Source organism: Candidatus Allofournierella merdavium (assembly GCF_944382735.1).
Classification (GTDB): Bacteria; Bacillota; Clostridia; order Oscillospirales; family Ruminococcaceae; genus Allofournierella_A; species Allofournierella_A merdavium.
In genome coordinates this window covers 58,267-82,360 of sequence record NZ_CALWND010000008.1, presented here as the reverse complement: position 1 = coordinate 82,360, position 24,094 = coordinate 58,267, and the positions used below count along the sequence as shown (strand labels likewise).

Below are 24,094 nucleotides of genomic sequence, written 5' to 3'. Positions count from 1 at the left end.
ACGCCCGGCGAAAGGAGGGATGGCAGGGTGGAATTCAGTCATGTGCCGGTGCTTTTGAACGAGTGCCTGGAGGGCCTTGCCATCGACCCCGCGGGCACCTATCTTGACGGCACGGCCGGCGGCGGCGGGCATTCCAGTGAGATCGCCCGGCGGCTTACCACCGGGCGCCTCATCAGCCTGGACCAGGACCCGGATGCGGTGGCAGCCGCCACCGAGAGACTTAAGGGCCTGCCCGCCACGGTGGTGAGGAGCAACTTCCGGGATGCCCGCCGCGCGCTGGCCGACCTGGGGGTGCACGCCCTCAACGGCGCGCTGCTGGATCTGGGCGTTTCCTCGCACCAGCTGGACGACGGCGAGCGGGGCTTCTCCTATCGCCAGGACGCGCCGCTGGACATGCGCATGAGCCAGGCCGGCCCCACCGCCGCCGACCTGGTGAACAGCGCCAGCCGGGAGGAACTGGCCCGCATCCTGCGGGAGTACGGCGAGGAGCCCTTCGCCTGGGCCATCGCCGGCCGCATCGTGCGCGACCGGGAGAAAACGCCCTTTTCCACCACCCTGCAGCTGGCGGAGGCCATCGCCTCGGCGCTGCCGCCGGCGGTGCGCCGCAAGGACAAAAACCCCGCCCGCCGCAGCTTCCAGGCCATCCGCATCGCCGTCAACGGCGAGTTGGACGCCCTCAGCGAGGGGCTGGACGAGATCTTCGACCTGCTGGCCCCGGGCGGCCGTTTCGCCGTCATCACCTTTCACTCGCTGGAGGACAGGCTGGTGAAAAACCGCTTCCGCCAGTGGGCCACCGCCTGCACCTGCCCGCCGGAATTACCGGTGTGCGTGTGCGGCGGCAAGGCAAAAGCAAAACTCATCACCCGCAAGCCGGTGGAGGCGGCCCCCGAGGAACTGGAGGCCAACCGCCGCAGCCGCTCGGCAAAGCTGCGGGTGATCGAAAAACTCTGATCCCGCAGCCTGGGCGCCGCCCCGGCCGCACGCAAAGGAGGTGGCCGCCGTGGCGCAGCCCGCATACGATCTCGAGATGTTTGAAAACCGCGCCGCCCGGCCCCGCGCAAAGGTGAAGGCCGTGCGCGGCAAAAAGAAGGCCCCGCGCCTCAACCTGCGGGCCGTCAAGACGGTGGCGGCGGCGGTGGTGATGGTCGCCCTGGTGGTGGGCTTCCTCTACAGCCAGGCCGTCATCACCGAACTCACGGTGGACATCCAGGACGTCCAGAGCCAGCTGGTGAGCGAACAGAGCACCTACAACTACCTGTCCGGCGTGCTGGACTCCAAGACCAGCCTGCGCAACGTGGAGCAGATCGCCGCCGGCCAGCTGGGGCTGGTCAAGGCGGACCGCAGCCAGGTGACCTACTTCTCGCTGGAGGGCGAGAGCGTCATCAACCGGCCCCAGACCGCCGCCCAGCGGCTGACCGAATTTTTGAGCACCGGCCTGCTCAGCCTGATGGATTACCTGAACCCGTGAGCCAGCCCCATCGCATCGCCCCCCGCGGGCGGCGGGGGAGGGCTCACGCGTTTGCATTTATACGCGCACAAAGAAGGATGCACCGATGATGAACAAAGACAACAACGAGCCCCGCAGCGGGGTGGACCGGTCGATCAAGCTTCGCAGCTGGACGCTGCTGGGGCTGTTCCTGGTGGCGGGGTGCGGCCTGCTCATCTGGCGGCTGTACACCTGGCAGATCCTGCGCCACGACGCGATGCTGGAAGCCGCCGCCAGCCAGCAGATGAAGGATATGACCATCACCCCCCAGCGGGGCCAGATCTATGACGCCACCGGCAAGGTGCTGGCCAAGAGCAGCATCGTGTGGACCATCACCGCCGACCCCAGCCAGATCAAGGCCCCCAGCCTTTCCAAAGAGGAACTGGAGGCGATGGGCGGCACGGAATCCGACGAGTCCAAGGCCCAGCGCCGGGCCACCCGCGTCCAGACCATCGCCAATGACCTGGCCGCCATGCTGGAGATGGACGCCCAGGAGCTCTATGACAAGCTGATCGACGGCTCCAAGCAGTACGTCCTGCTGGCAAAGCAGGTGGACAAGCCGGTGGCGGATGAGATCTCCCAGTACGCCAGCGACAACAAACTCACCATCATCGTCTCCCAGGACACCAAGCGGGAGTACCCCTTCGGGGCCTTCGCCGCCAGCGTGCTGGGCTTCATGCACGCCGACGGATACGGCTTCTACGGGCTGGAACAATACTATGAGGAGGTGCTGGCCGGCACGCCGGGGCGGCTGGTGAGCCAGCGCACCCCCACCGGCGGCGAGGTGGCCAACGACGACCGGGTGCTCTACGAGGCCCAGGACGGCGACAGCCTCATCCTCACCCTGGACGCCGAGATCCAGGCCATCGCGGAGAAGTATCTGGAGAACTCGGTCAAGGTGAACAACGTCACCGAGCGGGGCGTGGTGATCGTGATGGACGTGAACACCGGCGCCATCCTGGCCATGGCCACCAAGCCGGACTTTGACCCCAACGACCCCATGACCATCTACGACCCCGAGCGGGCGGCCCTGCTGGAGGGGCTGGACGGCGAGGAGTACACCAAGGTGCAGGGCGAGGAGCGCCAGCGCCAGTGGAAGAACAAGACCATCACCGACCTGTACACCCCCGGCTCGGTGTTCAAGCTCATCACCACCAGCGCTCTGCTGGACTCCGGCACCGCCACCGTGAACAGCACCTTCAACTGCACCGGCAGCTACACCGTGCTGCCCGGCACAAAACCCTATTCCTGCGCGGACAACGGCTTCGGCGTCAAGGGCGTGCACGGCTGGCAGGACCTGGGCACCGTGCTGGCCAACAGCTGCAACATCGCCACCATTCAGGAAGCCCTGCTCATGGGCAAGGACACCTTTTTTGATTATTACACCGCCTTTGGCTTTACCGAGCCCACCGACATCGACCTGCCCGCCGAGCAATATCCCCGGGAGGGCGTCTCCTATCACGGGGTGGACACCATGTCGGTGATCGACCTGGCCTCCACCAGCTTTGGCCAGGCCCAGAAGGTCACCCCTATCCAGATGGCCACCGCCGTCTGCGCGGTGGTGAACGGCGGGTATCTGGTGCAGCCCCACATCGTGAGCAAGATCGTGGATCCCGAGGGCAACGTGGTGGAGGAGATCGAGCCCAGCGCCAAGCGCCAGGTCATCAGCGAGGAGACCAGCGCCGCCCTGCGTGTGATGATGGAGGGCGTGGTGGACAACGGCGCCGACGGCGCCTCCGGCCGCAACGCCTATGTGGCGGGCTACCACATCGGCGGCAAGTCCGGCACCAGTGAAAAGCTGGACCAGGGCCCCAAGGAGGGCACCACCGACGAGTACGAGAAGGTCTCCAGCTTTGTGGGCGTGGTGCCCATCGACGACCCGCAGATCCTGGTGCTGGCCTTTGTGGACGAGCCCCACGCCGAGACCGAGTTCGGCTCCATGCTGAGCGCCCCGCTGGTGGGCAACATCATCAGCGAGGTGGCGCCTTACCTGGGCATCGAGACCGACCCCGCCCTGCTGCCCACCGGCAATGTGACCGTGCCCAACCTGGTGAACCCCACGAATCCCAGCTACCAGCAGTGGGATATGGCCCAGGTGGAACTGAACAAAAAGGGCTTCGCCCACCGGCGGGTGGGCACCGGCGACCTGGTGCTGGCCCAGAGCCCCGCGGCGGGCGAAAAGGTCCCGGCGGGCTCCACCGTCTACCTCTTCACCGACAGCGCCGACATCCCCAACGTGCCCGTGCCCAATGTGGTGGGCAAGAGCGCGGCGCTGGCAAAACAGATCCTCACCGCGGCGGGGCTGAACGCATCGCTCAGCGCCGAGGAGGGCACCGTCACCGCCCAGAGCACAGCGGAGAACACCGAGGTGAAGATGGGCACGGTGATCACCCTCACCGTCACCGGCGCCGAGGGATGAGGCCTGTACACATACGACGGCCCTCGGCCACATACAGTTAAGAAAAGGACAACAAGGGCGCCGCGGCGCCCGCAAGGGAGGTTTTGCACCATGTATCCCATCCCACTCAATCAGCTTCTGGCGGGCCTTGCCCCGGCGGGCAGCCTGGGGAACGACCCCGTCACCGCCGTGGTCACCGACAGCCGCCAGGTGCAGCCGGGCTGCGTGTTCGTCTGCTTTCCCGGGCAGCGGGTGGACGGCCACGACTTTGCCGCCGCCGCCATCGCGGGGGGAGCCCTCTGTGTGGTGGCAAATCACCCGGTGGCGGGCGTGCCGGCAAGCAAACTGGTGCTCACCCCCAGCAGCCACAAGGCCATGGTGCGCATGGGGGCCAACTACCGGATGCTCTTTTCCCCCAAAATGATCGGCGTCACCGGCAGCGTGGGCAAGACCACCACCAAGGAATTCTGCTACGCGGTGCTTTCCGCCTTCGGCGAGACCATCAAGACCGAGGGCAACCAGAACAACGAGATCGGTATGCCCAACACCCTCTTCCGCCTCGGGCCCACCACCCAATACGCCGTGGTGGAGATGGGCATGAGCGCCCTGGGGGAGATCGAGCGCCTCAGCCGGGCGGCGCGGCCCTCGGCGGGGCTCATCACCTGCATCGGCGTCTCCCACATGGAGAGCCTGGGCAGCCGGGAGAACATCCTGAAGGCAAAGCTGGAGATCTGCGCCGGCCTGCCGGACGGCGCGCCGCTGGCGCTGAACGCCGACGACGAGTACCTGTGCAAAGCCAAAGACCAGGGCCTCATCCCCGGCCGGCTCGCGCCGGTGTGGTACGGCATCGACGCCCCCTGGGCCGACGTGCGGGCCGAGGCCGTCGAGAGCGGCCCCGAGGGCGAGCGGTTCACCCTGACGGACGGCGGCGAGCGCTTTGATGTGCGCATCCCCGCCCTGGGGCGCCACAACGTCTACAACGCGCTGGCGGCCTACACTGCCGCCAGCCGCCTGGGGCTGGACAAGGCAAAATGCGCCGCGGCGCTGGAGAATTACCAGGCCACCGGCATGCGGCAGCATGTGGTGAAGAAGGCGGGCCTCACCGTGGTGGAAGACTGCTACAACGCCAGCCCCGACAGCATGAAGGCAAGTCTGTCCATGTTCAAGGCCTTCGACGCAGGTTCCGGCAAAAAATACGCCCTGCTGGGGGATATGCTGGAACTCGGCGCCATCTCCCGGGAGGCGCACCGGCAGGCGGGCCGCTGGGCCGCCGAGGCGGGTCTGGCGGGGCTGGTAGCCATCGGCCCCGAGAGCGCGGCCATGGCCGGGGAGGCCAGGAAGGCGGGCCTCGCCGCGGTGCACTGCGACACGCCGGCGGCGGCGCTGGAGGCCCTCAAGGGCCTTTTGAAGCCCGGCGACGCCCTGCTGGCCAAGGCCAGCCGGGGCATGAAGCTGGAAAATATCCTGAAAGCCCTTTACGGCGAGGAAACTTTGCAATAAAATAAGAGGCGGATTTTCCGGCGCCCTTTGGGGGGCGTCATCACGCCGGCCGGCGGCCGGCACGGTGAGAGGGAGTTTTTGAAGTATGGCACGCTACGCGCTGATCCTTGCGGCATTCGCCGGGTTCGTCCTTTCGGCGGCCTCGGGCATTGTGATCGTCCCCTTCCTGCACAAGCTGCACTTCGGGCAGACCATCAAGGAGATCGGCCCCACCTGGCACAACAAAAAGCAGGGCACGCCCACCATGGGCGGGCTGTGCTTCATCTTCGCGGGCACCGTGGCGGTGGCCCTGGCCACCCTGAGCCTGCTTCACAGCGCGCCCGACATGCTGGGCGGGCCCACCGCCCGCAGCCTTTACATCGCCATGTTCTCCGCCTTTGCCTTCGGCATGGTGGGCTTTCTGGACGATTTCGTCAAGGTGGTGAAAAAGCGCAACCTGGGCCTGCGGCCGATGCAGAAGATCGTGGCCCAGCTGCTCATCACCACCGCGTTGCTGGTGGCGCTGCACATGAACGGCACCCTCACCACCTGGGTCACCCTGCCGCTGGTGGGCTATGTGGACCTGGGGCTGCTCTACTACCCGCTGTCCTACGGCCTCATCATCGGCATCGTCAACGCGGTGAACCTCACCGACGGCATCGACGGCCTGTGCAGCTGCGTCACCTTTGTGGCCATGCTGGGCTTCCTCACCCTGACAAGCCTTTTGGGCGAGTTCAACCTCAGCCTCTTCGCCGCGGCCATGGCCGGCGCGCTCACCGGCTTCCTCTACTGGAACTTCTACCCCGCCAAGACCTTCATGGGCGACACCGGCAGCATGTTCCTGGGGGGCGCGGTGGCGGGCATCGCCTACGCCATGGGCCGGCCGGAACTGATCTTCTTCTTCGGCGCGGTGTACATCTGGGAGGCCACCACCGTGGTCATCCAGGTCACCTACTTCAAACTCACCCACGGCAAGCGGCTGTTCCGCATGACCCCCATCCACCACGCCTTTGAGATGCGCGGCTGGAGCGAGGTGAAGATCGACGGCGTATTCAGCTTCATCGCCTTCACCGCGGTGGCGCTGGGCATCCTGTTCGCTTACGTTTACTATCTTTGATCTTTATGCTTTGAGAAGGGGGGCGGTGCGGCCGTGTCCACAAGAGATATTTCCGGGCGGCCGCTGCGCCGCCCGGCGCCGCGGCAGGCGCACCCCGGGGCGGCCAGAGCGGCCGCCGCGCCCGCGGCCGCCCGGCCCCGGGCGGGCCGGCTGCGCCCGGTGGGAGCCTCCCGGCGCAAGATGCCCTGGCCCGCCATGTTTTACAAGGAGCCCGGCCCCATCAGCGGCGGCCTGCTGGCAAACCTGCTGGTGCTGCTGGCCTTCGGGCTGATCGTGCTGTTCAGCGCCAGCTATGCCATCGCCTACTATAAATTCGGCGACAGCTACCACTACATCCGCAGCCAGGCCCTCTACGCGGTGATGGGCGTCTGCGCCATGTGGCTGATCAGCCGGGTGAACTACCGCTGGATGCTGCGCTTTGCCTGGCCCCTCTATTGGGTCACGCTGGTGCTGCTGGTGGCGGTGCTGTTCATGCCGCCCATCAACGACGTGCACCGGTGGATCAACATCAAGGGCCTGCCCACCGTGCAGGTGGGCGAGATCGCCAAATTCTCCATCGTGCTGCTACTGGCCATGCTCTTTGAGCAAAACCGCAGCCGGATGCACAATTTCCGCCAGGGCATCCTGCTGCCGGGCGTGCTGCTGCTGCCCATTCTGGTGCTGCTGCGGCTGGAACCCCACAACAGCGCCATGATCCTGATGTGCTGCATCACCGCCACCATGATGTTCGTGGGCGGGGCGAACCTGATGTGGTTCGGCCTGGGCGGCGCGGGGGCTGCGGGGGGCATCGCCCTGCTGCTGATCACCAGCAAGGGCTATGTGCAGGAGCGCCTTTCCGGCTGGCTGGACCCCTTCTCCGACGTGCTGGACTCCACCATGCAGACCGCCCAGGGCCTGTACACCATCGGCTCGGGCGGCTGGTTCGGGGTGGGCCTGGGCAACTCCACCCAGAAGCATCTGTGGCTCTCGGAGGCCCAGAACGACTTCATCTTTGCCATCCTGGGCGAGGAGCTGGGCTTTGTGGGGGCGCTTTTGTGCATCGCCCTCTTTGCGCTGCTGGTGGCCCAGGGCATCCACATCGCGGTGAACGCCCCAGACCGGGCGGGCAGCCTGCTGGTGGTGGGCATCATGGCCCAGATCGGCTTCCAGTTCTTCTTCAACATCGCGGTGGTCACCAACACCATCCCCAACACCGGCATCAGCCTGCCCTTCTTCTCCTCCGGCGGCACCAGCCTTTTGCTGCTGCTGGGCGAGATGGGGGTGGTCTTCAGCGTGAGCCGGCAGGCCAACAAGGCCAGGGACGAGCGCAGGGCCCGGCAGGCGGAGGAGAAGGCCCGGCGGGAGACCCACGTCTTCCGGGCAGACAAAACCTGATCCCAAAGGAGAATGCTGTATGCGCGTGCTCATCGCCGCCGGCGGCACCGCCGGCCACATCAATCCGGCGCTGGCCATCGCGGGGGCCATCAAAGCCCACCGGCCGGACGCCGACATCCACTTTGCCGGCCGCAAAGAGGGCATGGAGTACCGCCTGGTGACAAAGGCGGGCTACCCCTTCCACCACATCGAGGTGAACGGCATCCAGCGCCGGCTCACCCCCAAAAACATCGCCCGCAACCTGCAGGCGGTGTATCATCTGGCGCTGGCCGGCCCCCGGGCCAAAAAGATGCTGCGCACCCTCAAGCCCGATCTGGTCATCGGCTGCGGCGGCTATGTCAGCGGGCCGGTGGTGCGCTGCGCCGCCAAGATGGGCATCCGCACCGCCATCCACGAGCAGAACGCCTTTCCCGGCGTGACCAACAAGCTGCTGGCGAAGGACGTGGACCTGGTCTTCGCCGCGGTGCCCGCCGCGGTGGAAAAGCTGGGCGCGCCGGAAAAGACCAGCGTGGTGGGCAACCCCGTGCGGCCGGAAATTTTTATGCAGAACCGGGACCTGGCCCGGGCCAAGCTGGGCGCGGGGCAGCGCACCGTCATCCTCAGCTTCGGCGGCAGCCTGGGCGCGCGGCGCATCAACGAGGTGGTGGCCGACCTGGCCGCCTGGGAAAAGACCTGCCCCTGGAACATCCTGCACATCCACGCCACCGGCAGCCGGGGGGGGGAACTGTTCCAAAAGCTGCTGGCGGAAAAGGGCGTGGAGCCGGGCAGCCGGCTGCAGGTGCAGGAGTACATTGAGAATATGCCGGAGCTGCTGGCGGCGGCGGATCTGGTCATCAGCCGCGCCGGGGCGCTGACCCTGGCGGAACTGGAGGCGGTGGGCCGGGCGTCCATCCTGATCCCCAGTCCCAACGTGGCGGAAAACCACCAGTATTACAACGCCCTGGAACTGCAGAAGGCCGGGGCGGCGGTGGTCATCGAGGAGAAAGACCTCACCGGCGCCGCGCTGGTGCAGACGGTGCAGCAGCTGCTGCAGGAAAACGGCAAACTGTCGGTGATGGGCAAGATGGCCCGGGCGCTGGCGGAGCCGGAAAGTCTTGAAAAGATCTGGGCGAAACTGGAGGACCTGATGGAACGGTGACCGTGCGCTCTTTGGGGAAGGAGGCGGCGCTGCTGTGAAAGAGAAAAGAAGGAAAAACGTGCGCCGCCCTGCCGACACGCGGCAGCGGGGCGGAAAAGGTGAGACCCAGGCCCCCCTCTTCGACCAGCAGACCGCGCCCATCCCCCCGCAGCCCCACCGCAGGCCGGGGGAGATGCAGCAGATGGTGCTGCCCCTGGGCGCGGTGGGCATGGAACCGCTGGATGCGCAGGAGAACGCCCCGAACCGGCGAAGGAAAAAGCGGCCCGACGAGAGCGCCCGCCGCCGGCAGGTGTCCCGGGGGGAGATGCGCCGCCGTCGCCGCCGGCGGCGGTGGCTGGCCTTTTTCTTTGTGCTGTTTTTGATGGCGGTGGGCTTTATCCTGTCGGTGACAGTGCTGTTCAAGGTCAAGCACATCGCGGTGGAAAACCTGGACAAGACCACCCCCGCCAACACCGGCATCTACACCGAGGACGCCATCCTGGGCGCGCTGGCCGTGCCCATGGAGGAGAACCTGTTCGGCTTTTCCGCCGCCCAGAAGCAGGCGGAGATGGAACTGCAGCTGCCCTATCTGGAGACCATCAAGGTGCGTCGCCGCCTGCCGGACACCGTGGTGGTGCAGGTGGCCCCCGCCACCGAGAGCTGGTGCGCCAAGACCAGCGCCGGCTGGGTGATCCTCAGCGACGGGCTCAAGGTGCTGAAGGTGCAGCCCGACCAGCCCGACAGCCTGCCGGTGATCACCGGCCTCGGGGTGAATGCCCCCACGCCCGGGCGGTATCTCTCCATGACCACGCAGGACCAGGCCGAGCAGATCGCCGACCTGATGGATCAGCTCTACGGCGAGGGCATCGCCGAGCAGTGCACCCGCATCGACATGGGCCTTGGCACCGAGGCCTACTTCGTCTACGAGGGACGGGTCAAGGTGCTGCTGGGCACCTTCAACAATCTGGATTACAAGGTGAGCGTGGCGGCGCTGCTGCTCAAAAACGAGAGCGGCGAATATCTCGGCTCCACCGACCGGGGCACGCTGGACGTCTCCAGCCAGCTGGACGAGGCGGTGCATCGCTTCGCCTTCTCCCCCGGCAGCTTTGAACAGGAGGAGAGCGAGCCTCCGCCGCCGGACGCCGCGGCCTCCGGCGCCGACAGCGCGGCTTCCGGCTCCGCGTCCCAGTCCGCTTCCGCGCCGGCCTCCGCCGCGGAGCCTTCTTCCGGTTCCGCGCCCGCCTCGGGCAGCGAGGCCCCGGCCTCCTCCGCGCCGGCCTCCGGCCCCGACAGCACGTCCCAGAGCACTTCCCAGGCACAATAAAAACAGGGCCGCCGCACGCAAAAGCGGCGGCCTTTTCCGCGGCTGGAAGCTGTGCTATACTGAAAAACAAAGGGGGCGAGGGGGATGGCGTTTATCAGCATCGTGCTGCTGGATCTTGCGTTTGTGGCGTTTGAACTGATGGTGGTGTTCGGCATGGTGGCCCTGGGTGTGCTGGGGTTCGTGCTGTGCGTGGTGTGCCTCATCCTGTGGAACAAAAAGAGAAAAGGGAACGGCAAGCGGCGGATCCTGTTTCTTGTGGCGGCCATCGCGGGCGCCATGCTGGCCTTGCTGGGCGCGGCCATACTGGCGGCTTTCGTTCTCCAGTTTTTTTGAAACACACACAAAGCGCGGCGGCGCGGGCATTCTGCCCGCGCCGCCGCGCTTTCTTGCCGCGTTCACCGCTGCACGAAGAACAGCTCGTACCAAAGGATGAAGCTGTAAAAACTCCAGATTTTCGTCATGCCGCCGTTCCTGCCCGCCTTGTGAGCGTCCAGCAGCTTCAAAAGCTGAGGCACGTTGAAGAACTGTTCGGCCACCGGGCCCTGGAACTTCTCCCGCACCATGTTGTAATATTTGTCCTGGCGCAGCCAGTCGTTCAGCGGCACCGGGAAGCCCAGTTTGCGCCGCTTGGCCACGCTCTCGGGCAGCTGGTCCAGCGCCGCGGCCCGCAGGGCGATCTTGGTCTCGGTCTTGGAGGAGCGGTATTCCACCGGCAGCGAGAGCGCCAGTTCCAGCATCTCCCGGTCCAAAAAGGGCACCCGCAGTTCCAGGCTGTTGGCCATGCTCATCCGGTCGGCCTTCAGAAGGATGTCGTAGAGCATCCAGGTGTGGATGTCCACCCATTGCAGCTGGGTGGGCTCATCCAGGTCTTTCACATGGTCGAAATAGGGCTTGAAATACTCCTCGGGGGCCTTGTCCCGGTAGTCCTTTTTGAGATATTTGTCCCGCTCGGCGGGGCTTTCGAACACATAGTTCGCCCGCATGCACCGCTGCCAGGGCTCCTGCGCCCCCCGCACCAGGAAGTGCCGGCCCTTGAATTCCGGCAGCGCCTTCGCCACCGCCCCGGCGGCCTTGCGCAGGGGCCGGGGGATCTTGCCGTACTCCTCAAAGTGGTGGGCCGCGCAGTACAGCGGATAGCCGCCGAACAACTCGTCCGCCCCCTCGCCGCTCAAGACCACCTTCACATACCGGGCGGCGTTTTGGGTGAGGAAATAGAGGGGCACCTCGCTGGGGTTGGGCATCGGCTCGTCCAGGTACCATTGGATCGTCCGGTTGGCCTCGAAGAACTCGTCGGCGCCCACCTTGTTGGCGATGCTGGGCACGCCGATTTCCTTGCTGAAAGCCTGGGCGTAGGGCAGTTCGGAATACTTCTCCTCCTCGTAGCCCACGCTGAAACTCTTCACATGGGGGGTGCCCTTGGCCACCTCGTTCACCACAAAGCTGGAGTCCACCCCGGAGGAGAGGAAGCACCCCACCTCCACGTCGGCAATCTGGTGCACCCGCACGCTCTCGGCAAAGGTGTCGGCGATGGCCTTTTTCCACTCCTCCAGCGTCTTGGTGTGGTCCACATGGTAGGCGATGCCGTAATAGCGGCTCACCGTCAGCTTGCCGTCCTTGAAGGTGAAGCGGTGGGCCCCCGGCAGCTTGTAGACGTTTTTGAACATGGTCTCGGCGTTCGGGATGTACTCGATGGAGAGATACTCCGGCAGCCGTTCCTCATTCAGTTCCTTCACAAAGCCGGGGTGGGGCAGGAAACTTTTAATTTCGCTGCCGAACAGCAGCAGGTCGTGGTTCTGGTAATAGTAAAAGGGCTTGATGCCGAAGATGTCCCGGGCGCCGAAGAGGGTGCGGTTCGCCTTGTCCCAGATGACGAAGGAGAACATTCCCCGCAGCTTCTCCGGCAGCGCCTCGCCCCACTCCTCATACCCGTGCAGCAGCACCTCGGTGTCCGAGTGGGTGGCGAACACATGGCCCGCCGCCTCCAGCTGGCCGCGCAGTTCCATGAAATTGTAGATCTCCCCGTTGAACACCGTCACCAGGGTTTTGTCCTCGTTGAACATGGGCTGGCTGCCGCCCTCCAGGTCGATGATGGACAGCCGCCGGTGCCCCAGCGCCGCCTGCTCATCCAGATAAAAGCCCTCGCCGTCCGGCCCGCGGTGGGCGATGAGGTCGGCCATGGCCTTCAGCGTCTTTTTTGCCTCTTCCAGATCATGCTTTGCGCTCACAAAGCCGGTAATTCCACACATGGGCGTCTCCTTTTGCCTGTCAGTCCACCAGGCCCTTGTTGCCGAAATAGCGCTTGTACTTGCGGTAGTTGTTCAGCTGGTTCTTGATGTACCAGACGCGGCGTTTGAGGCCCGCGTCCTCCTTGCAGAACAGCTGGTGGCTCACCTTGCCCTGGCGCATCAGTTCCCTGGCCTCGGCCAGCAGCGCCTCGTCCTTCAGGTACTTCTTCAAAATGCCCGCCGGGGCGATCATCCACAGATGGCGGGCGTCGGCGATGGTCAGGCCCTGCTCCTTGTGCTCCACCACGTCCTCCACCAGCCATTTGGCCAGGTTGTAGCCGCTGGCGGTGACAAAAAAGCTGCTGCGCCCCTGGCGGGGGTTCATCTCAAACAGCTTGTACTGGCCGTCCCGGGCGTCGTACTTCATGTCGAAGTTGGAAAAGCCCTCCCAGCCCACGTCCTCCAGAAAGGCCCGCATCTTCTCCAGCAGGGCGTCGTCCCGCGTGTTGATGATGGCCGCGTAGTTGCCGATGCCCTCGGGGGTCTGCTCCTCCAGCAGGGGCCGGCCCAGAGCCATCAGCTTCACCTTGTGGTCCAGCCCGGAATAGCAGTTCAGCACCCGCATGCAGTTGTCGTCGCCGGGGATGTACTCCTGCAGCACCAGATTGTCCTGGTAGCTGGAGGAGTAGATGGCGGCGGTGATGGCGTCGAACTCCTCTTTGTTGTAGGCCACGAACACCTTCTTCTTGTGGGGGAACTTGCAGTTCCAGTAGGCCACGCTGTTGCTGGCCTTGATGATGCAGGGGAAGGGGAAGGGCAGTTCCACCGTCTTGTAGTTCTCGCTGGTGCAGCCAAAGGTGCGGGGGTAGGCAAGGCCGTGCCGCTGGCAGGCCTTGTAAAAAAATTCCTTGGTGTCCAGTTCCGCCACCAGTTCAGGGGTGGGGCAGGCGAATTTGTAAAAGGGTTCCAGCGCCGCCCGGTTGCGGGCCATCAGGCCGGTGTAGTTGTCGCCGCAGCTCACCAGCACCAGCGTCTTGCCGCCGTGGGCCCTGGCAAAGCCGGTGAGGGTGCGCACGAACACGGCGTCGTCCTCCAGGTCCGGCTCGATCACCGCCACCTTCACCAGCTTCGAGTTGGCGGTGGCGGCCAGCGCCCCCTTGCCGATGGCAAGGCTGGTCACGCCGTATTCCATGTAAAAGCTGCGGGCCATGCCGTATACATTGGCGTCGCTGCCCAGCAGAACGGGCAGAAGATCGGTCATATCCATCACCTTGTTCTTTTTGTGCCGCGGGCGGGTGCGCCCGCGCTTTCGTATCTTGTCTATTTTACTTCTTTTGGCCCGCCCTTGTCAATTTCCCGCCCGCCGCCGCGCCCTCTTTTAAACCGCCGCTGTTTGTAGTATAATAAACTCTATATCGGGTCGTTTACACCCCGGTGGGAAAGGAACAAAAACAGTATGTGCGGAATCGTGGGATTTTGCGGCCGGCGGGCCGACCGGGAGGAAATACTGCACCGGATGATGGAGGCCATCGCCCACCGCGGGCCGGACGGCGAGGGCAGCTATTTCGGCGACGGGGCGGCGCTGGGGCACCGGCGGCTGTCCATCATCGACATCGAGGGCGGGCGCCAGCCCATGTTCAACGAGACGGGGCGCCTGGTGGTGGTGTTCAACGGGGAGATCTACAACTTTATGGAACTCCGGGAACAGCTTGCCGCCGCCGGCCACACCTTTGCCAGCGACCACTCGGACACCGAGGTCTTGCTCCACGGCTACGAGGAGTGGGGCGAGGGGATGCTGGAAAAGCTGCGGGGGATGTTCTCCTTCGCCCTCTGGAACGAGGACGACCAGAGCCTCTTCTGCGCCCGGGACCCCTTCGGCATCAAGCCTTTTTATTATTACACCAACGACGAGGGAGAGCTGCTCTTCGGCAGCGAGATCAAGAGCTTTCTGCCCCATCCCGGCTTCCGAAAGGAGCTGAACGAGGAGCGGCTGGAGCTCTACCTCACCTACCAGTATTCCCCGGGGGAGGACACCTTTTTCAAGGGCGTGAAAAAACTGCTGCCCGCCCACTGGCTGCGCTGGAAGGCGGGCGAGGTGACCACCGGCCGCTACTGGCAGCCGGAATTCGAGGCGGACGACGGCCCCGACCTGGCCGGCTGGGAGGACAAAATTGAAAGCGCCATGAAGGAGAGCGTGGCCGCCCACAAGATCGCCGACGTGGAGGTGGGCTCCTTCCTCTCCTCCGGGGTGGACTCCAGCTACATGGCCTGCCTGGCCAAGGTGGACAAGACCTTCACCGTTGGCTTCGCGGACAAGCAGTACGACGAGACGGAGTATGCCGCCGCGTTCAGCAAATTTCTGGGGGTGAAGAATTTCGCCTACCGCATCGAGCCGGAGGAGTACTGGGCCAACCTCGGCCGCATCCAGTACCACATGGACGAGCCCCTGGCGGACGCCGCCAGCGTCGCCCTTTATTTTGTGAACCGGGAGGCGGCCAGACAGGTGAAGGTGTGTCTTTCCGGCGAGGGCGCGGACGAATTCTTCGGCGGCTACAACATCTACAAGGAGCCCTTCACCGTCAGCTGGTACGACCGGCTGCCCCTGCCCCTGCGCCGGGCGGTGGGCGCTGTGGCCGGGCTGCTGCCCCCGGTGCACGGGGTGAATTTCCTGGTGCGGCGCGCAAAGCCCCTGGAAGAGCGCTACATCGGCAACACCAACCTGATGGGCGAGCGGCAGAAGAAAAAGCTGCTCCGGCATTACACCGGGAGGGTCAAGCCCACCGACCTCTCCCGCCCCCTCTTTGAAAAGACCAAAGGGCAGGACCCGGTCACCCGGATGCAGTACACCGATCTGCACCTGTGGCTGGCGGGGGACATCCTGCTGAAAGCGGACAAGATGAGCATGGCCAACAGCCTGGAACTGCGGGTGCCTTTCCTGGACAAAGAGGTGTTCGAGGTGGCGCGGCACATCCCGGTGAAGTACCGGGCCAACGCCGAAGGCACGAAACTGGCCATGCGGGGGGCGGCCGCCCGCAGCATCCCCGAGCGCACCGCCGACAAGAAGAAGCTGGGCTTCCCGGTGCCGGTGCGCGCCTGGCTGCGGCAGGAACAATACGCCGCCGTGGTGCGAAAGGCCTTTGAAAGCGAGGCCGCGGCCCGGTTCTTCAAGCTGCGGGAGCTGCAAAAACTGCTGGACGACCATGTGGCCGGCAGGCGGGACAACTGGCGCCAGATCTGGTGCGTGTTCATGTTCCTTGTCTGGTACGACGAATATTTTGTCAAGCGCTGAGCATAAAGCAACAAAAAAGGAGGGCTGATCTATGAGACTTTCCGAGTTGATGGAAGGGCTGGACTACCTGGTGCTGCAGGGCAGCGCCGAGGCGGAGGTGGCCGACGTGGCCTACGACTCCCGAAAGGTGCGGCCGGGCTTTGCCTTTGTGTGCGTGGTGGGCACCAGCCGCGACAGCCACGACTACGCCGGGGACGTGGCCGCCGCCGGGGCCAGCGTGCTGGTGATCCAGCACAAGCTGGACGAGATGCCCGCCGGGGTCACGGTGGTGCAGGTGGAGAACAGCCGGCACGCCCTGGCCATCATGAGCTGCAACCTCTTCGGCAACCCGTCCCGCAAGATGACCATGATCGGCGTCACCGGCACCAAGGGCAAGACCACCACCGCCCACATGATCCGGGCGGCGATGCTGGCGGCGGGCAAAAAGTGCGGCATCATCGGCACCAACGGCACCGCCTTCGCCGGCGAGCAGCACGCCCTTGTCAACACCACCCCCGAGAGTTACGAACTGCAAAAGCTTTTCTCCGAGATGCTCGCCGCCGGGTGCGACAGCGTGGTGATGGAGGTGTCCAGCCAGGGGCTGATGATGGGCCGGGTGGACGGCATCCACTTCGACGTGGGCGTCTTCACCAACCTCTACTCCGACCACATCGGCGGCCCCGGCGAGCACCAGAGTTTTGAGGAGTACCGCGCCTGGAAGGGCCAGCTGTTCCGCCGCTGCGACGTGGGCGTGGTGAACGCCGACGACAAGAACTGCAACACCCTGCTGGCGGGCCACACCTGCCGGCTGGTGCGCTACGCCATGCACAAGGACGCCGACTTCATGGGCCGCGACCTGCGGCTGGAGCGGGGCGAAAACTTTCTGGGCATCTCCTACCAGCTGACCGGCGTGTGGAACGCCCGGGTCAAGGTGAACATGCCGGGCGAGTTCAGCGTCTACAACTCCCTGGCCGCCCTGGCGGTGGGGCATGTGCTGGGCCTTCCGCTGGAGGCGGTGTGCCGTGGCCTCGAGCAGGTGAGCGTCAAGGGCCGGGTGGAGTTGGTGCCGGTGAGCAAGCGGTTCACCGTGCTCATCGACTTTGCCCACAACGAGGCGGGCACCGAGAACCTGCTCACCACCCTGCGGGCCTACGGCCCCAAGCGGCTGGTGGTGCTCTTCGGCTGCGGCGGCGACCGCAGCCGCCTGCGCCGCTACGGCATGGGCGAGGTGGCCAGCCGCCTGGCGGATTTCCTCATCCTCACCGAGGACAACAACCGCTTTGAAGAGGTGGAGGCCATCCTGGCGGACATCAAGATCGGCATCTCCCAGGGCCGCCCCGACGTGCCCTATGTGGAGATCCCCGACCGGCTGGACGCCCTGCACTACGCGCTGGACCACGCCCAGGACGGCGACATGATCGCCGTCATCGGCAAGGGCCACGAGACCTACCGGGACCGCAAGGGCAAGAAGACCCCCTTCCTGGAGCGGGAACTGCTGCTGGAATACGCCCACGAGATCGGGCTGGAGTAAAGCCCGGAGAATACAACGAAACACAAGGAAGCGAAGGAACCCATGTCCATCATCGGTATTGATCTTGGAACCACTAACAGCCTGGCCGCGGTGTATCAGAACGGCGCCAGCCGCCTGATCCCCAACGCCTTCGGCGAATATCTCACCCCCAGCGTCGTCAGCCTGGACGAGGACGGCACCGTGCTGGTGGGCAAGGCCGCCAAAGAGCGGCTCATCACCCATCCGGGGCGCACCGCGGCCGCTTTCAAGCGGGCCATGGGCACCGCGAAGACCTTCTCCCTGGGCGACAAAGAGTTTCTGCCGGAGGAACTGTCGGCCCTGGTGCTGCGCCGCCTGAAGGAGGACGCCGAGGCCTTTCTCGGTCAGCCGGTGGAGGAGGCGGTGGTCAGCGTGCCCGCCTATTTCACCGACGCCCAGCGGGCCGCCACCAAGCGGGCGGGCAAGCTGGCGGGCCTCAAGGTGGACCGGCTCATCAACGAGCCCAGCGCCGCCGCCCTGGCCTGCTACGACCCCGACCAGGGGGACGCGGCCTTTCTGGTCTACGATTTCGGCGGCGGCACGCTGGACGTCTCGGTGGTGGACTGCTTTGAGAATGTGGTGAACATCCTGGCCGTCAGCGGCGACAACCAGCTGGGCGGCAACGACCTGGACGCCGCCATCGCCCTGCTGTACTGCCAGGAGAACGCCATTGATTACAACGGGCTGGACCCCAGCGCCCGGGCCATCCTGCTGTCCCAGGCCGAGCAGTGCAAACAGACCCTCACCACCGCCCCCATGGCGGTGATGGTGCTGGACCTGCCGGGCCTCAAGGGCTCCATGAGCCTCACCGGCCAGAAACTCATCGAGAACGCCGCCACCCTCTTCGGGCGGATGCGCACCCCGCTGCAGAAGGCCCTGCGGGACAGCGGCCTCGCCCCCCGGGAACTGGCGGGCGTGGTGCCGGTGGGCGGCAGCTGCAAGATGCCGGTGGTGCGCCAGTATCTCGCGCACCTGCTGGGCCGCCCGCTGCTGGATTCCGGCCACCCGGACACGGTGGTGGCCCAGGGCGCGGGCCTCTACGCCGCCATGAAGGAGCGGAAAAGCGAACTGCGCCAGATGGTGCTCACCGACCTGTGCCCCTTCACCCTGGGGGTGGGGGTACATAACCCCGCGGACGAGGACAATCCCATCATGAGCCCCATCATCGAGCGCAACAGCGCCCTGCCCACCAGCAAGGTGGAAAAGTATTACACCGTCAGCGCCGGGCAGACCCGGCTGCGCATCCAGGTGTACCAGGGCGAAGCGATGTACTGCGCCGACAACCGCAAGCTGGGCGAGTTGAACCTGTCGGTCCCCGCCGGCCCCGCCGGCCAGGAGGGCGCGGCGGTGCGCTTCACCTACGACATCAACGGCATCCTGGAGGTGGAGGCCCAGAGCCTGACCACCGGCGAGGCTATCCGCGCGGTGCTGGTGGGCCAGGGCAGCGGCCTCACCGAGGCCCAGGCGAAGGAGCGGCTGGAGCAGCTGCAGAGCCTGAAGATCCACCCCCGCGACCGGGAGGAGAACCGCCTGCTCATCGCCCGGGGCGAGCGGCTGTGGAAGGAGACCCTGGGCGAGGTGCGCGAGCAGGTGGGCCGGGTGATGGAGGCATTCCAGGAGGAACTGGCCAGCCAGGAGCCCGCCCGCATCCTGCGTGCCAGCCGCCGCTGCAAGGAGATGCTGGACCGGCTGGAGGCCGGCAGCGGGCTGGACGACCAGAGCTGGGACGACTATTTTGACGACGAGGGCGACGAGGACGACGAATGAACTTCTGGCAGATTCTGGGCATTGAGCCCACCGCCGACACGGCGGCCATCCGGCACGCCTACGCGGAAAAGACGAGGGCGTGCCACCCCGAGGAGGACCCGGAGGGGTTTGACCGGTTGCACACCGCCTTCAGCGAGGCGATGCAGTATGCCCGGCGCGCCCGCCGCCCCGGCGCGGCGGCGCCCCGGCCGGAAAAGGCCCCCGGCGGTCCGGCCCCGGCGGCCCCCGCTGTGACCGGCAGCCGGGAGAGCTGCCTTGCCGCCGAGCAGGCGGCCTATCTGGAATGGATGAAGAAAAACGGCTCCGCCGCCCGGCAGGCGGGTGGAAGCGGCGAGTTCGACTTCACCGCCGCCGACGCCGGCGGCCGCCGCGCCCCCGCGCGGGAGAAAGAGCCGAAGGACGGCGAAGAAGAACCCCAACCTTCCAGGGCGGCGCGGCCGGCCGCCCCGCCGGAGCAGCAGTTCGACTTTGACCACCTGCCCGAGCAGGTCAGCCGGCAGCGGCGCCAGCGGGCGCAGGCGCTGGTGGAGCAACTGTGTTCGGCCCGCGGCGCCGGCGCCTGGCGGACCGCAGACCTGCTGGAGGGCGAGGAGTTCCGCGCCCTTCAGCACACCCCGGAATTTTTGGAGCAGCTGGTCCAGATGCTGCAAAAAGAACCCGCCTGCCTGGACAAGCTGGCGATGGACCTGATCTATGCCTACGACCTGCCCGGGCTGGAAAAGGCGCAGCGCCCCGCGCCGGACGCGGCCCACGAGGCCCTCTTTGCCCTGCTGCGCCCCCGCTGGCAGGCCCACTGCCAGGCGCAGCAGGAGCGGGAAAAAAGGCGCAGCGCCGGCGCGACGCTGGCCTTCGTGCTGGGCCTGTGGGCATGCGTTTCCGTGTCGATGCTGGGCGTGTTCAACACGCTGCCCCCCTACGGCCGGTGGCAGGCTGCCACGGCGTGCGGCGCGCTGGCGGCCTTTGCCGCGTGGCGGGTGCGCGCCAGCGGAAAAAAACTCAGCACCGCCACCATCACACGGCGCTGCTTCCAGCTGTTGCTGCTGGGGCTGCTCTCCCGCAGCGCGGGCCTGGCCAGTGCCGGCGGCCTGCTGTCCTGCTTCGTGGCCGCCGCCCTGCCCGGGCTGGGATGGTTCCGCCGCCGCAGCCGCCGCATCCGCCTGCGCATCGCCGCGCTCTGCGCGCTGCTGGTGCTCCTGTGGCCGCCGGTGTCGCTGCTGGCGCTGCCCGCCCCCGATTTCGACGCGCTGCTGGGGCGGGGCCTCAGCTGGTTCGCGATGCCCTGCGCCCTCATAAGCTGCGTGCTGGTCAACTATCGGGTCACAAAGCAGGAGGAAAGCCAGAGCGCGGCCTGACCCCAAGGCGTCGGTCCCCCTGTGGGCCGCCCCGTCGAAAAAGCCCACATACAAGCCCCCTCTCCCCGCATAGATATGGCAGGGGAGAGGGGGCTCTTTTATGGCTTTGGAACCGATGCTCAAGGCCGCCCAGGACCGGGGCATGAAGCTGCGGGCGCGGCTGGTGGCGGGCTTTTTCGCGCTGGTGTGCTTCGGCGGGCTGGCCGCGCGGCTGTGGTACCTTCAGATCACCGACCACGACTTCTACGCCGGGCGGGCCAGCGGCCAGCAGCTGCGGGACACCGTGGTCCCCGCGCCCCGGGGCGACATTCTGGACGCAAACGGCGTGCCGCTGGCGGTAAACGCCACCTGCTGGACCATCCGCGCCTCCCCCCGGGAGATGGCGGACGAGGACGTGGAACCGGCCAGCCGCGCCCTGGCGCCGCTGGTGGGCATGGAGTACGAGGAGCTGTTTGAGATCTTGTCCAAGCGCACCAGCAACGACGCGCTGCTGCTGCGCCGGGCCGACCGCGAGACCGCCGACGCGGTGCGCAAGGCCTGCGCCGACAACGGCTGGGAGGGCATCCTGCTGCTGGAGGACACAAAGCGCTGGTACCCCGAGGGGGATTTTGCCGCCAGCCTGCTGGGCTTCACCAACGTGGACAACGCGGGCATGGCGGGGCTGGAACTGGAGTACAATGAACAGCTCACCGGCACCAGCGGCCGGGTGCTCAGCGCCAAGAACGCCTGGGGCTACGATATGCCCACCGGCTACGACACCTACATACCGCCGGTACAGGGCAACACGCTGCAGCTCACCATCGACGTGAACGTGCAGCACTATCTGGAAAACTATCTGAACTATGCCGTGGAGGCCTACAACGTGAGCCAGCGGGCGGTGGGCATCGTGATGGAGGTGGACACCGGCCGGGTGCTGGCCATCGCCACGAAACCCGATTACGACCCCAACGAGCCCCGGGTGCTCACCGACCCGGACGCCCGCGCCCTGGTGGAGGGCCTTTCCGGGGAGGAGCGGTCCGCCGCGTTGCAGCTGGCCCAGCAGACCCAGTGGCGCAACAAGGCGGTGAGCGACCTCTACGAGCCGGGCTCGGTGTTCAAACTCATCACCTGCGCCGCCGCGCTGGACACCGGCGCGGTCACCCCCTCCAGCACCTTTGTCTGCGGCGAGGCCTACAAGGTGGCGGGCATCCCCTTCCACTGCGCCAACCACAAGAGCCACGGGGTGCAGACGGTGGCGCAGGCCCTGGCCAACAGCTGCAACCAGAGCTTCATCCAGATCGGGCAGCGGCTGGGGGTGCAGGACTTCTGCGACTATTTTGAGGCCTTCGGCCTGCGGGGCGCCACCGGCATCGACCTGCCCGCCGAGCCGAAAAAGTCGGAGTTCTACACCGCCGACCGCATGGGCCCGGTGGAACTGGCCAGCTGCGCCTTCGGCCAGTCCAGCAAGATCACCCCCATCCAGATGATCACCGCCGTCTGCGCGGTGGTGAACGGGGGCAAACTGATGCAGCCCTATGTGGTGGAAAAGATCACCGACGCGGCGGGCAACGTGGTCAGTACCACCGAGCCCACGGTGCGCCGGCAGGTCATCCGCCCCGAGACCAGCGCCCTGATGTGTCAGATGATGGAGGGCGTGGTGAACGGGGGCAGCGGCAAAAACGCCTATGTGGCGGGCTACCGGGTGGGCGGCAAGACCGGCACCAGCCAGAAGCTGGACTCGGAGGACGAGGAGGCCCGCATCGCCAGCTTTGTGGGCATCGCCCCGGCGGACGATCCCAAGATCGCGGTGCTCATCGCCCTGGACGAACCCCACACCTTCGCCACCGGCGGCGGCGCGCTGGCGGCCCCGGTGGCGGCGCAGATCATCGAGGAGACCCTGCGCTACTACGGCGTACAGCCCCAGTACACCCCCGAGGAGCAGCAGCGGCTGGAAAACCAGCTGCCCGACGTGACCGGACTGCCGGCGGAGGCCGCGGCGGCAAAACTGCAGGAGGCGGGTTTTGCCGCCAAGACCGTGGGCGGGGGCGACACGGTCAAAAGCCAGTACCCCGCGGCGGGCGAAACGCTGCCCCGGGGCTCCACCGTGCTGCTCTACACCGAAGAGGACGCCGCCCGCCAGGTCACCACCGTGCCCAGCGCGGCGGGGCAGACCCTGGCCCAGGCCACCGAGACGCTGCACGCCGCCGGGCTGAACATCAAGGCGGCGGGGGCCGCCGGTGTGGAGGGCGCGGTGGCGGTGAGCCAGAGCAGCCCCGAGGGGGAACAGCTGCCCCAGGGCAGCCTTGTCACCGTGACCTTCTACGACTACACCGTGCCTGCCGACGAGGACGTGAAGATGGACTAAACCGGGCAAAGCCTGCGCACACTGTTAGGGCAATGCTCTCGCAAGGAGGCGGTCAGCCTGTTCGCACCCGATCATCCGTCCCGCGCCCCGGCCCCGAAGGCCGCGCCCGCCGGGGCAAAGTCCCGCCCCGCCCGGCCAAGGCGGGAAAAGCGGCCGCCGCCCCCCTGGCTGGCAAAGCTGCTGGGCGCGGGCCAGCCTTCCCTGGACCTGCCCTTTCTGTTGCTGGTGCTGGCGCTGGTGGCCTTCGGGCTGGTGATGCTCTTCAGTGCCAGCTACGCGGTGGCCATGTACCGCCGGGGCACCCCCTACGCCTACATCCGGCCCCAGCTGCTCTACGCGGCGGTGGGCCTGGCGGCCATGTACGCCGCCAGCCGGGTGGACTATCACCTCTATCACAAGCTGGCCTGGCCGGTGCTGGGCCTCTCGGTGGTGCTGCTGGTGGTGGTGCTCTTCATGCCGGAATACAACGGCTGCAAGCGGTGGATCGTGCTGCCGGTGGGCACGCTGCAGCCCAGCGAGATCGCCAAGTTCGCCGTCATCCTGGTGTTCAGCCACATCATCTCCCTCAACCACACCCGGATGAAGCGGTTCTCGGTGGGGGTGCTGCCCTTCGCCCTTATCCTGGGGGTGCTGGCGGTGCTCATGCTGCTGGAGCCGCACCTGTCCGGCACGCTGCTGCTCTTCGGCATCGGGGCGGTGCTCATGTTCGTGGGGGGCACGGGGATGCGCTGGTTCGCCCTGGCGGCGGGCGGCGGCGGCGCGGCGGTGGCGGCGGCGCTGGTGCTGCTGCCGGACCTGGTGCCCTACGCCGCCGACCGGCTGAACAGCTGGCTGGACCCCTTCGCCGACCCGTTGGGCGACGGCCACCAGACCATCCAGAGCCTCTACGCCATCGGCTCCGGCGGGGCCACCGGGTTGGGCCTCGGAAACAGCCGCCAGAAGTACCTCTATGTGCCCGAGCCCCAGAACGACTTCATCTTCTCCATCGTCTGCGAGGAGCTGGGCTTCATCGGGGCCTGCCTGGTGATCCTGCTCTTCGTGCTGCTGCTTTTGCGGGGCATCACCATCGCGGTGAACGCGCCGGACAAATTCGGCGCGCTGCTCACCGTGGGCTTCACGGTGCAGGTGGTGATGCAGGCGGTGCTGAACATGGCGGTGGTCACCAACACCATCCCCAACACCGGCATCAGCCTGCCCTTCTTCTCCTCCGGCGGCACCAGCCTGATGATGCTGCTGGGCGAGATGGGCATCGTGCTGTCGGTGAGCCGGCAGGCCGGCCAGCAGAAATATTAGC

General features: G+C 66.3%; 17 protein-coding genes. 15 read left to right on the top strand and 2 right to left on the bottom strand.

The window, feature by feature from the left end:
• The first annotated feature begins 27 nt into the window (after positions 1 to 27).
• From rsmH to ACH2A7_RS08135, 9 genes are all read left to right on the top strand, one after another.
• Positions 28 to 951 (top strand): 16S rRNA (cytosine(1402)-N(4))-methyltransferase RsmH, encoded by a 924-nt coding sequence (gene rsmH / locus ACH2A7_RS08175; RefSeq protein WP_394961282.1) that lies wholly within the window; start codon positions 28 to 30, stop codon positions 949 to 951.
• 49 nt (positions 952 to 1,000) lie between these two features.
• Entirely contained in the window at positions 1,001 to 1,468 is a 468-nt protein-coding gene (locus ACH2A7_RS08170) for a hypothetical protein (RefSeq protein ID WP_394961281.1), read from the top strand.
• Positions 1,469 to 1,556: 88 nt separating this feature from the next.
• Entirely contained in the window at positions 1,557 to 3,905 is a 2,349-nt protein-coding gene (locus ACH2A7_RS08165; RefSeq protein WP_394961280.1) for a penicillin-binding transpeptidase domain-containing protein, read from the top strand.
• A gap of 90 nt (positions 3,906 to 3,995) precedes the next feature.
• The gene (murF, locus tag ACH2A7_RS08160; RefSeq protein ID WP_394961279.1) at positions 3,996 to 5,384 is read left to right on the top strand and encodes a UDP-N-acetylmuramoyl-tripeptide--D-alanyl-D-alanine ligase; all 1,389 of its coding nucleotides are present in this window, start codon (positions 3,996 to 3,998) and stop codon (positions 5,382 to 5,384) included.
• Positions 5,385 to 5,469: 85 nt separating this feature from the next.
• Positions 5,470 to 6,480 carry a phospho-N-acetylmuramoyl-pentapeptide-transferase gene (gene mraY, locus ACH2A7_RS08155; RefSeq protein WP_394961277.1) on the top strand — a complete coding sequence of 337 codons (1,011 nt, stop codon included), beginning with the start codon at positions 5,470 to 5,472 and terminating at the stop codon, positions 6,478 to 6,480.
• Between the two features lie 33 nt (positions 6,481 to 6,513).
• Complete coding sequence (locus tag ACH2A7_RS08150; protein ID WP_394961275.1) at positions 6,514 to 7,854, top strand: FtsW/RodA/SpoVE family cell cycle protein; 1,341 nt, start codon at positions 6,514 to 6,516, stop codon at positions 7,852 to 7,854.
• Between the two features lie 19 nt (positions 7,855 to 7,873).
• Positions 7,874 to 8,992, top strand: a complete 1,119-nt coding sequence (gene murG, locus ACH2A7_RS08145; protein ID WP_394961273.1) for an undecaprenyldiphospho-muramoylpentapeptide beta-N-acetylglucosaminyltransferase — start codon at positions 7,874 to 7,876, stop codon at positions 8,990 to 8,992.
• Positions 8,993 to 9,026: 34 nt separating this feature from the next.
• Complete coding sequence (locus ACH2A7_RS08140; RefSeq protein ID WP_394961272.1) at positions 9,027 to 10,295, top strand: cell division protein FtsQ/DivIB; 1,269 nt, start codon at positions 9,027 to 9,029, stop codon at positions 10,293 to 10,295.
• 84 nt (positions 10,296 to 10,379) lie between these two features.
• Positions 10,380 to 10,628 carry a hypothetical protein gene (locus tag ACH2A7_RS08135; protein ID WP_394961270.1) on the top strand — a complete coding sequence of 83 codons (249 nt, stop codon included), beginning with the start codon at positions 10,380 to 10,382 and terminating at the stop codon, positions 10,626 to 10,628.
• Positions 10,629 to 10,690: 62 nt separating this feature from the next.
• On the opposite strand, the gene asnB (ACH2A7_RS08130) is transcribed toward ACH2A7_RS08135, so the two are convergent.
• The gene (gene asnB, locus ACH2A7_RS08130; protein ID WP_394961268.1) at positions 10,691 to 12,541 is read right to left on the bottom strand and encodes an asparagine synthase (glutamine-hydrolyzing); all 1,851 of its coding nucleotides are present in this window, start codon (positions 12,539 to 12,541) and stop codon (positions 10,691 to 10,693) included.
• A 19-nt stretch (positions 12,542 to 12,560) separates the two neighbouring features.
• On the bottom strand, positions 12,561 to 13,781 hold the full coding sequence (locus tag ACH2A7_RS08125) for an ATP-grasp domain-containing protein (RefSeq protein ID WP_394961267.1): 1,221 nt from the start codon (positions 13,779 to 13,781) through the stop codon (positions 12,561 to 12,563).
• 195 nt (positions 13,782 to 13,976) lie between these two features.
• Between ACH2A7_RS08125 and asnB (ACH2A7_RS08120) the strand changes: the two genes are divergently transcribed.
• The 6 genes from asnB (ACH2A7_RS08120) (at position 13,977) to ACH2A7_RS08095 (ending at position 24,093) form a co-directional block, all read left to right on the top strand.
• Entirely contained in the window at positions 13,977 to 15,809 is a 1,833-nt protein-coding gene (gene asnB / locus ACH2A7_RS08120) for an asparagine synthase (glutamine-hydrolyzing) (protein ID WP_394961266.1), read from the top strand.
• Positions 15,810 to 15,840: 31 nt separating this feature from the next.
• The gene (locus ACH2A7_RS08115) at positions 15,841 to 17,319 is read left to right on the top strand and encodes a UDP-N-acetylmuramoyl-L-alanyl-D-glutamate--2,6-diaminopimelate ligase (RefSeq protein WP_394961265.1); all 1,479 of its coding nucleotides are present in this window, start codon (positions 15,841 to 15,843) and stop codon (positions 17,317 to 17,319) included.
• 42 nt (positions 17,320 to 17,361) lie between these two features.
• Complete coding sequence (locus ACH2A7_RS08110) at positions 17,362 to 19,104, top strand: Hsp70 family protein (RefSeq protein ID WP_394961264.1); 1,743 nt, start codon at positions 17,362 to 17,364, stop codon at positions 19,102 to 19,104.
• Positions 19,101 to 20,456, top strand: coding sequence for a J domain-containing protein (locus ACH2A7_RS08105; RefSeq protein ID WP_394961263.1), 1,356 nt, complete (start codon positions 19,101 to 19,103; stop codon positions 20,454 to 20,456). Before ACH2A7_RS08110 ends, ACH2A7_RS08105 begins: the two co-directional genes overlap by 4 nt.
• A 100-nt stretch (positions 20,457 to 20,556) precedes the next feature.
• Entirely contained in the window at positions 20,557 to 22,800 is a 2,244-nt protein-coding gene (locus ACH2A7_RS08100) for a penicillin-binding transpeptidase domain-containing protein (RefSeq protein ID WP_394961262.1), read from the top strand.
• A 219-nt stretch (positions 22,801 to 23,019) separates the two neighbouring features.
• A complete protein-coding gene (locus ACH2A7_RS08095; protein WP_394961260.1) occupies positions 23,020 to 24,093 on the top strand; it encodes an FtsW/RodA/SpoVE family cell cycle protein in 1,074 nt (357 codons plus the stop codon).
• Position 24,094 lies beyond the last annotated feature (1 nt).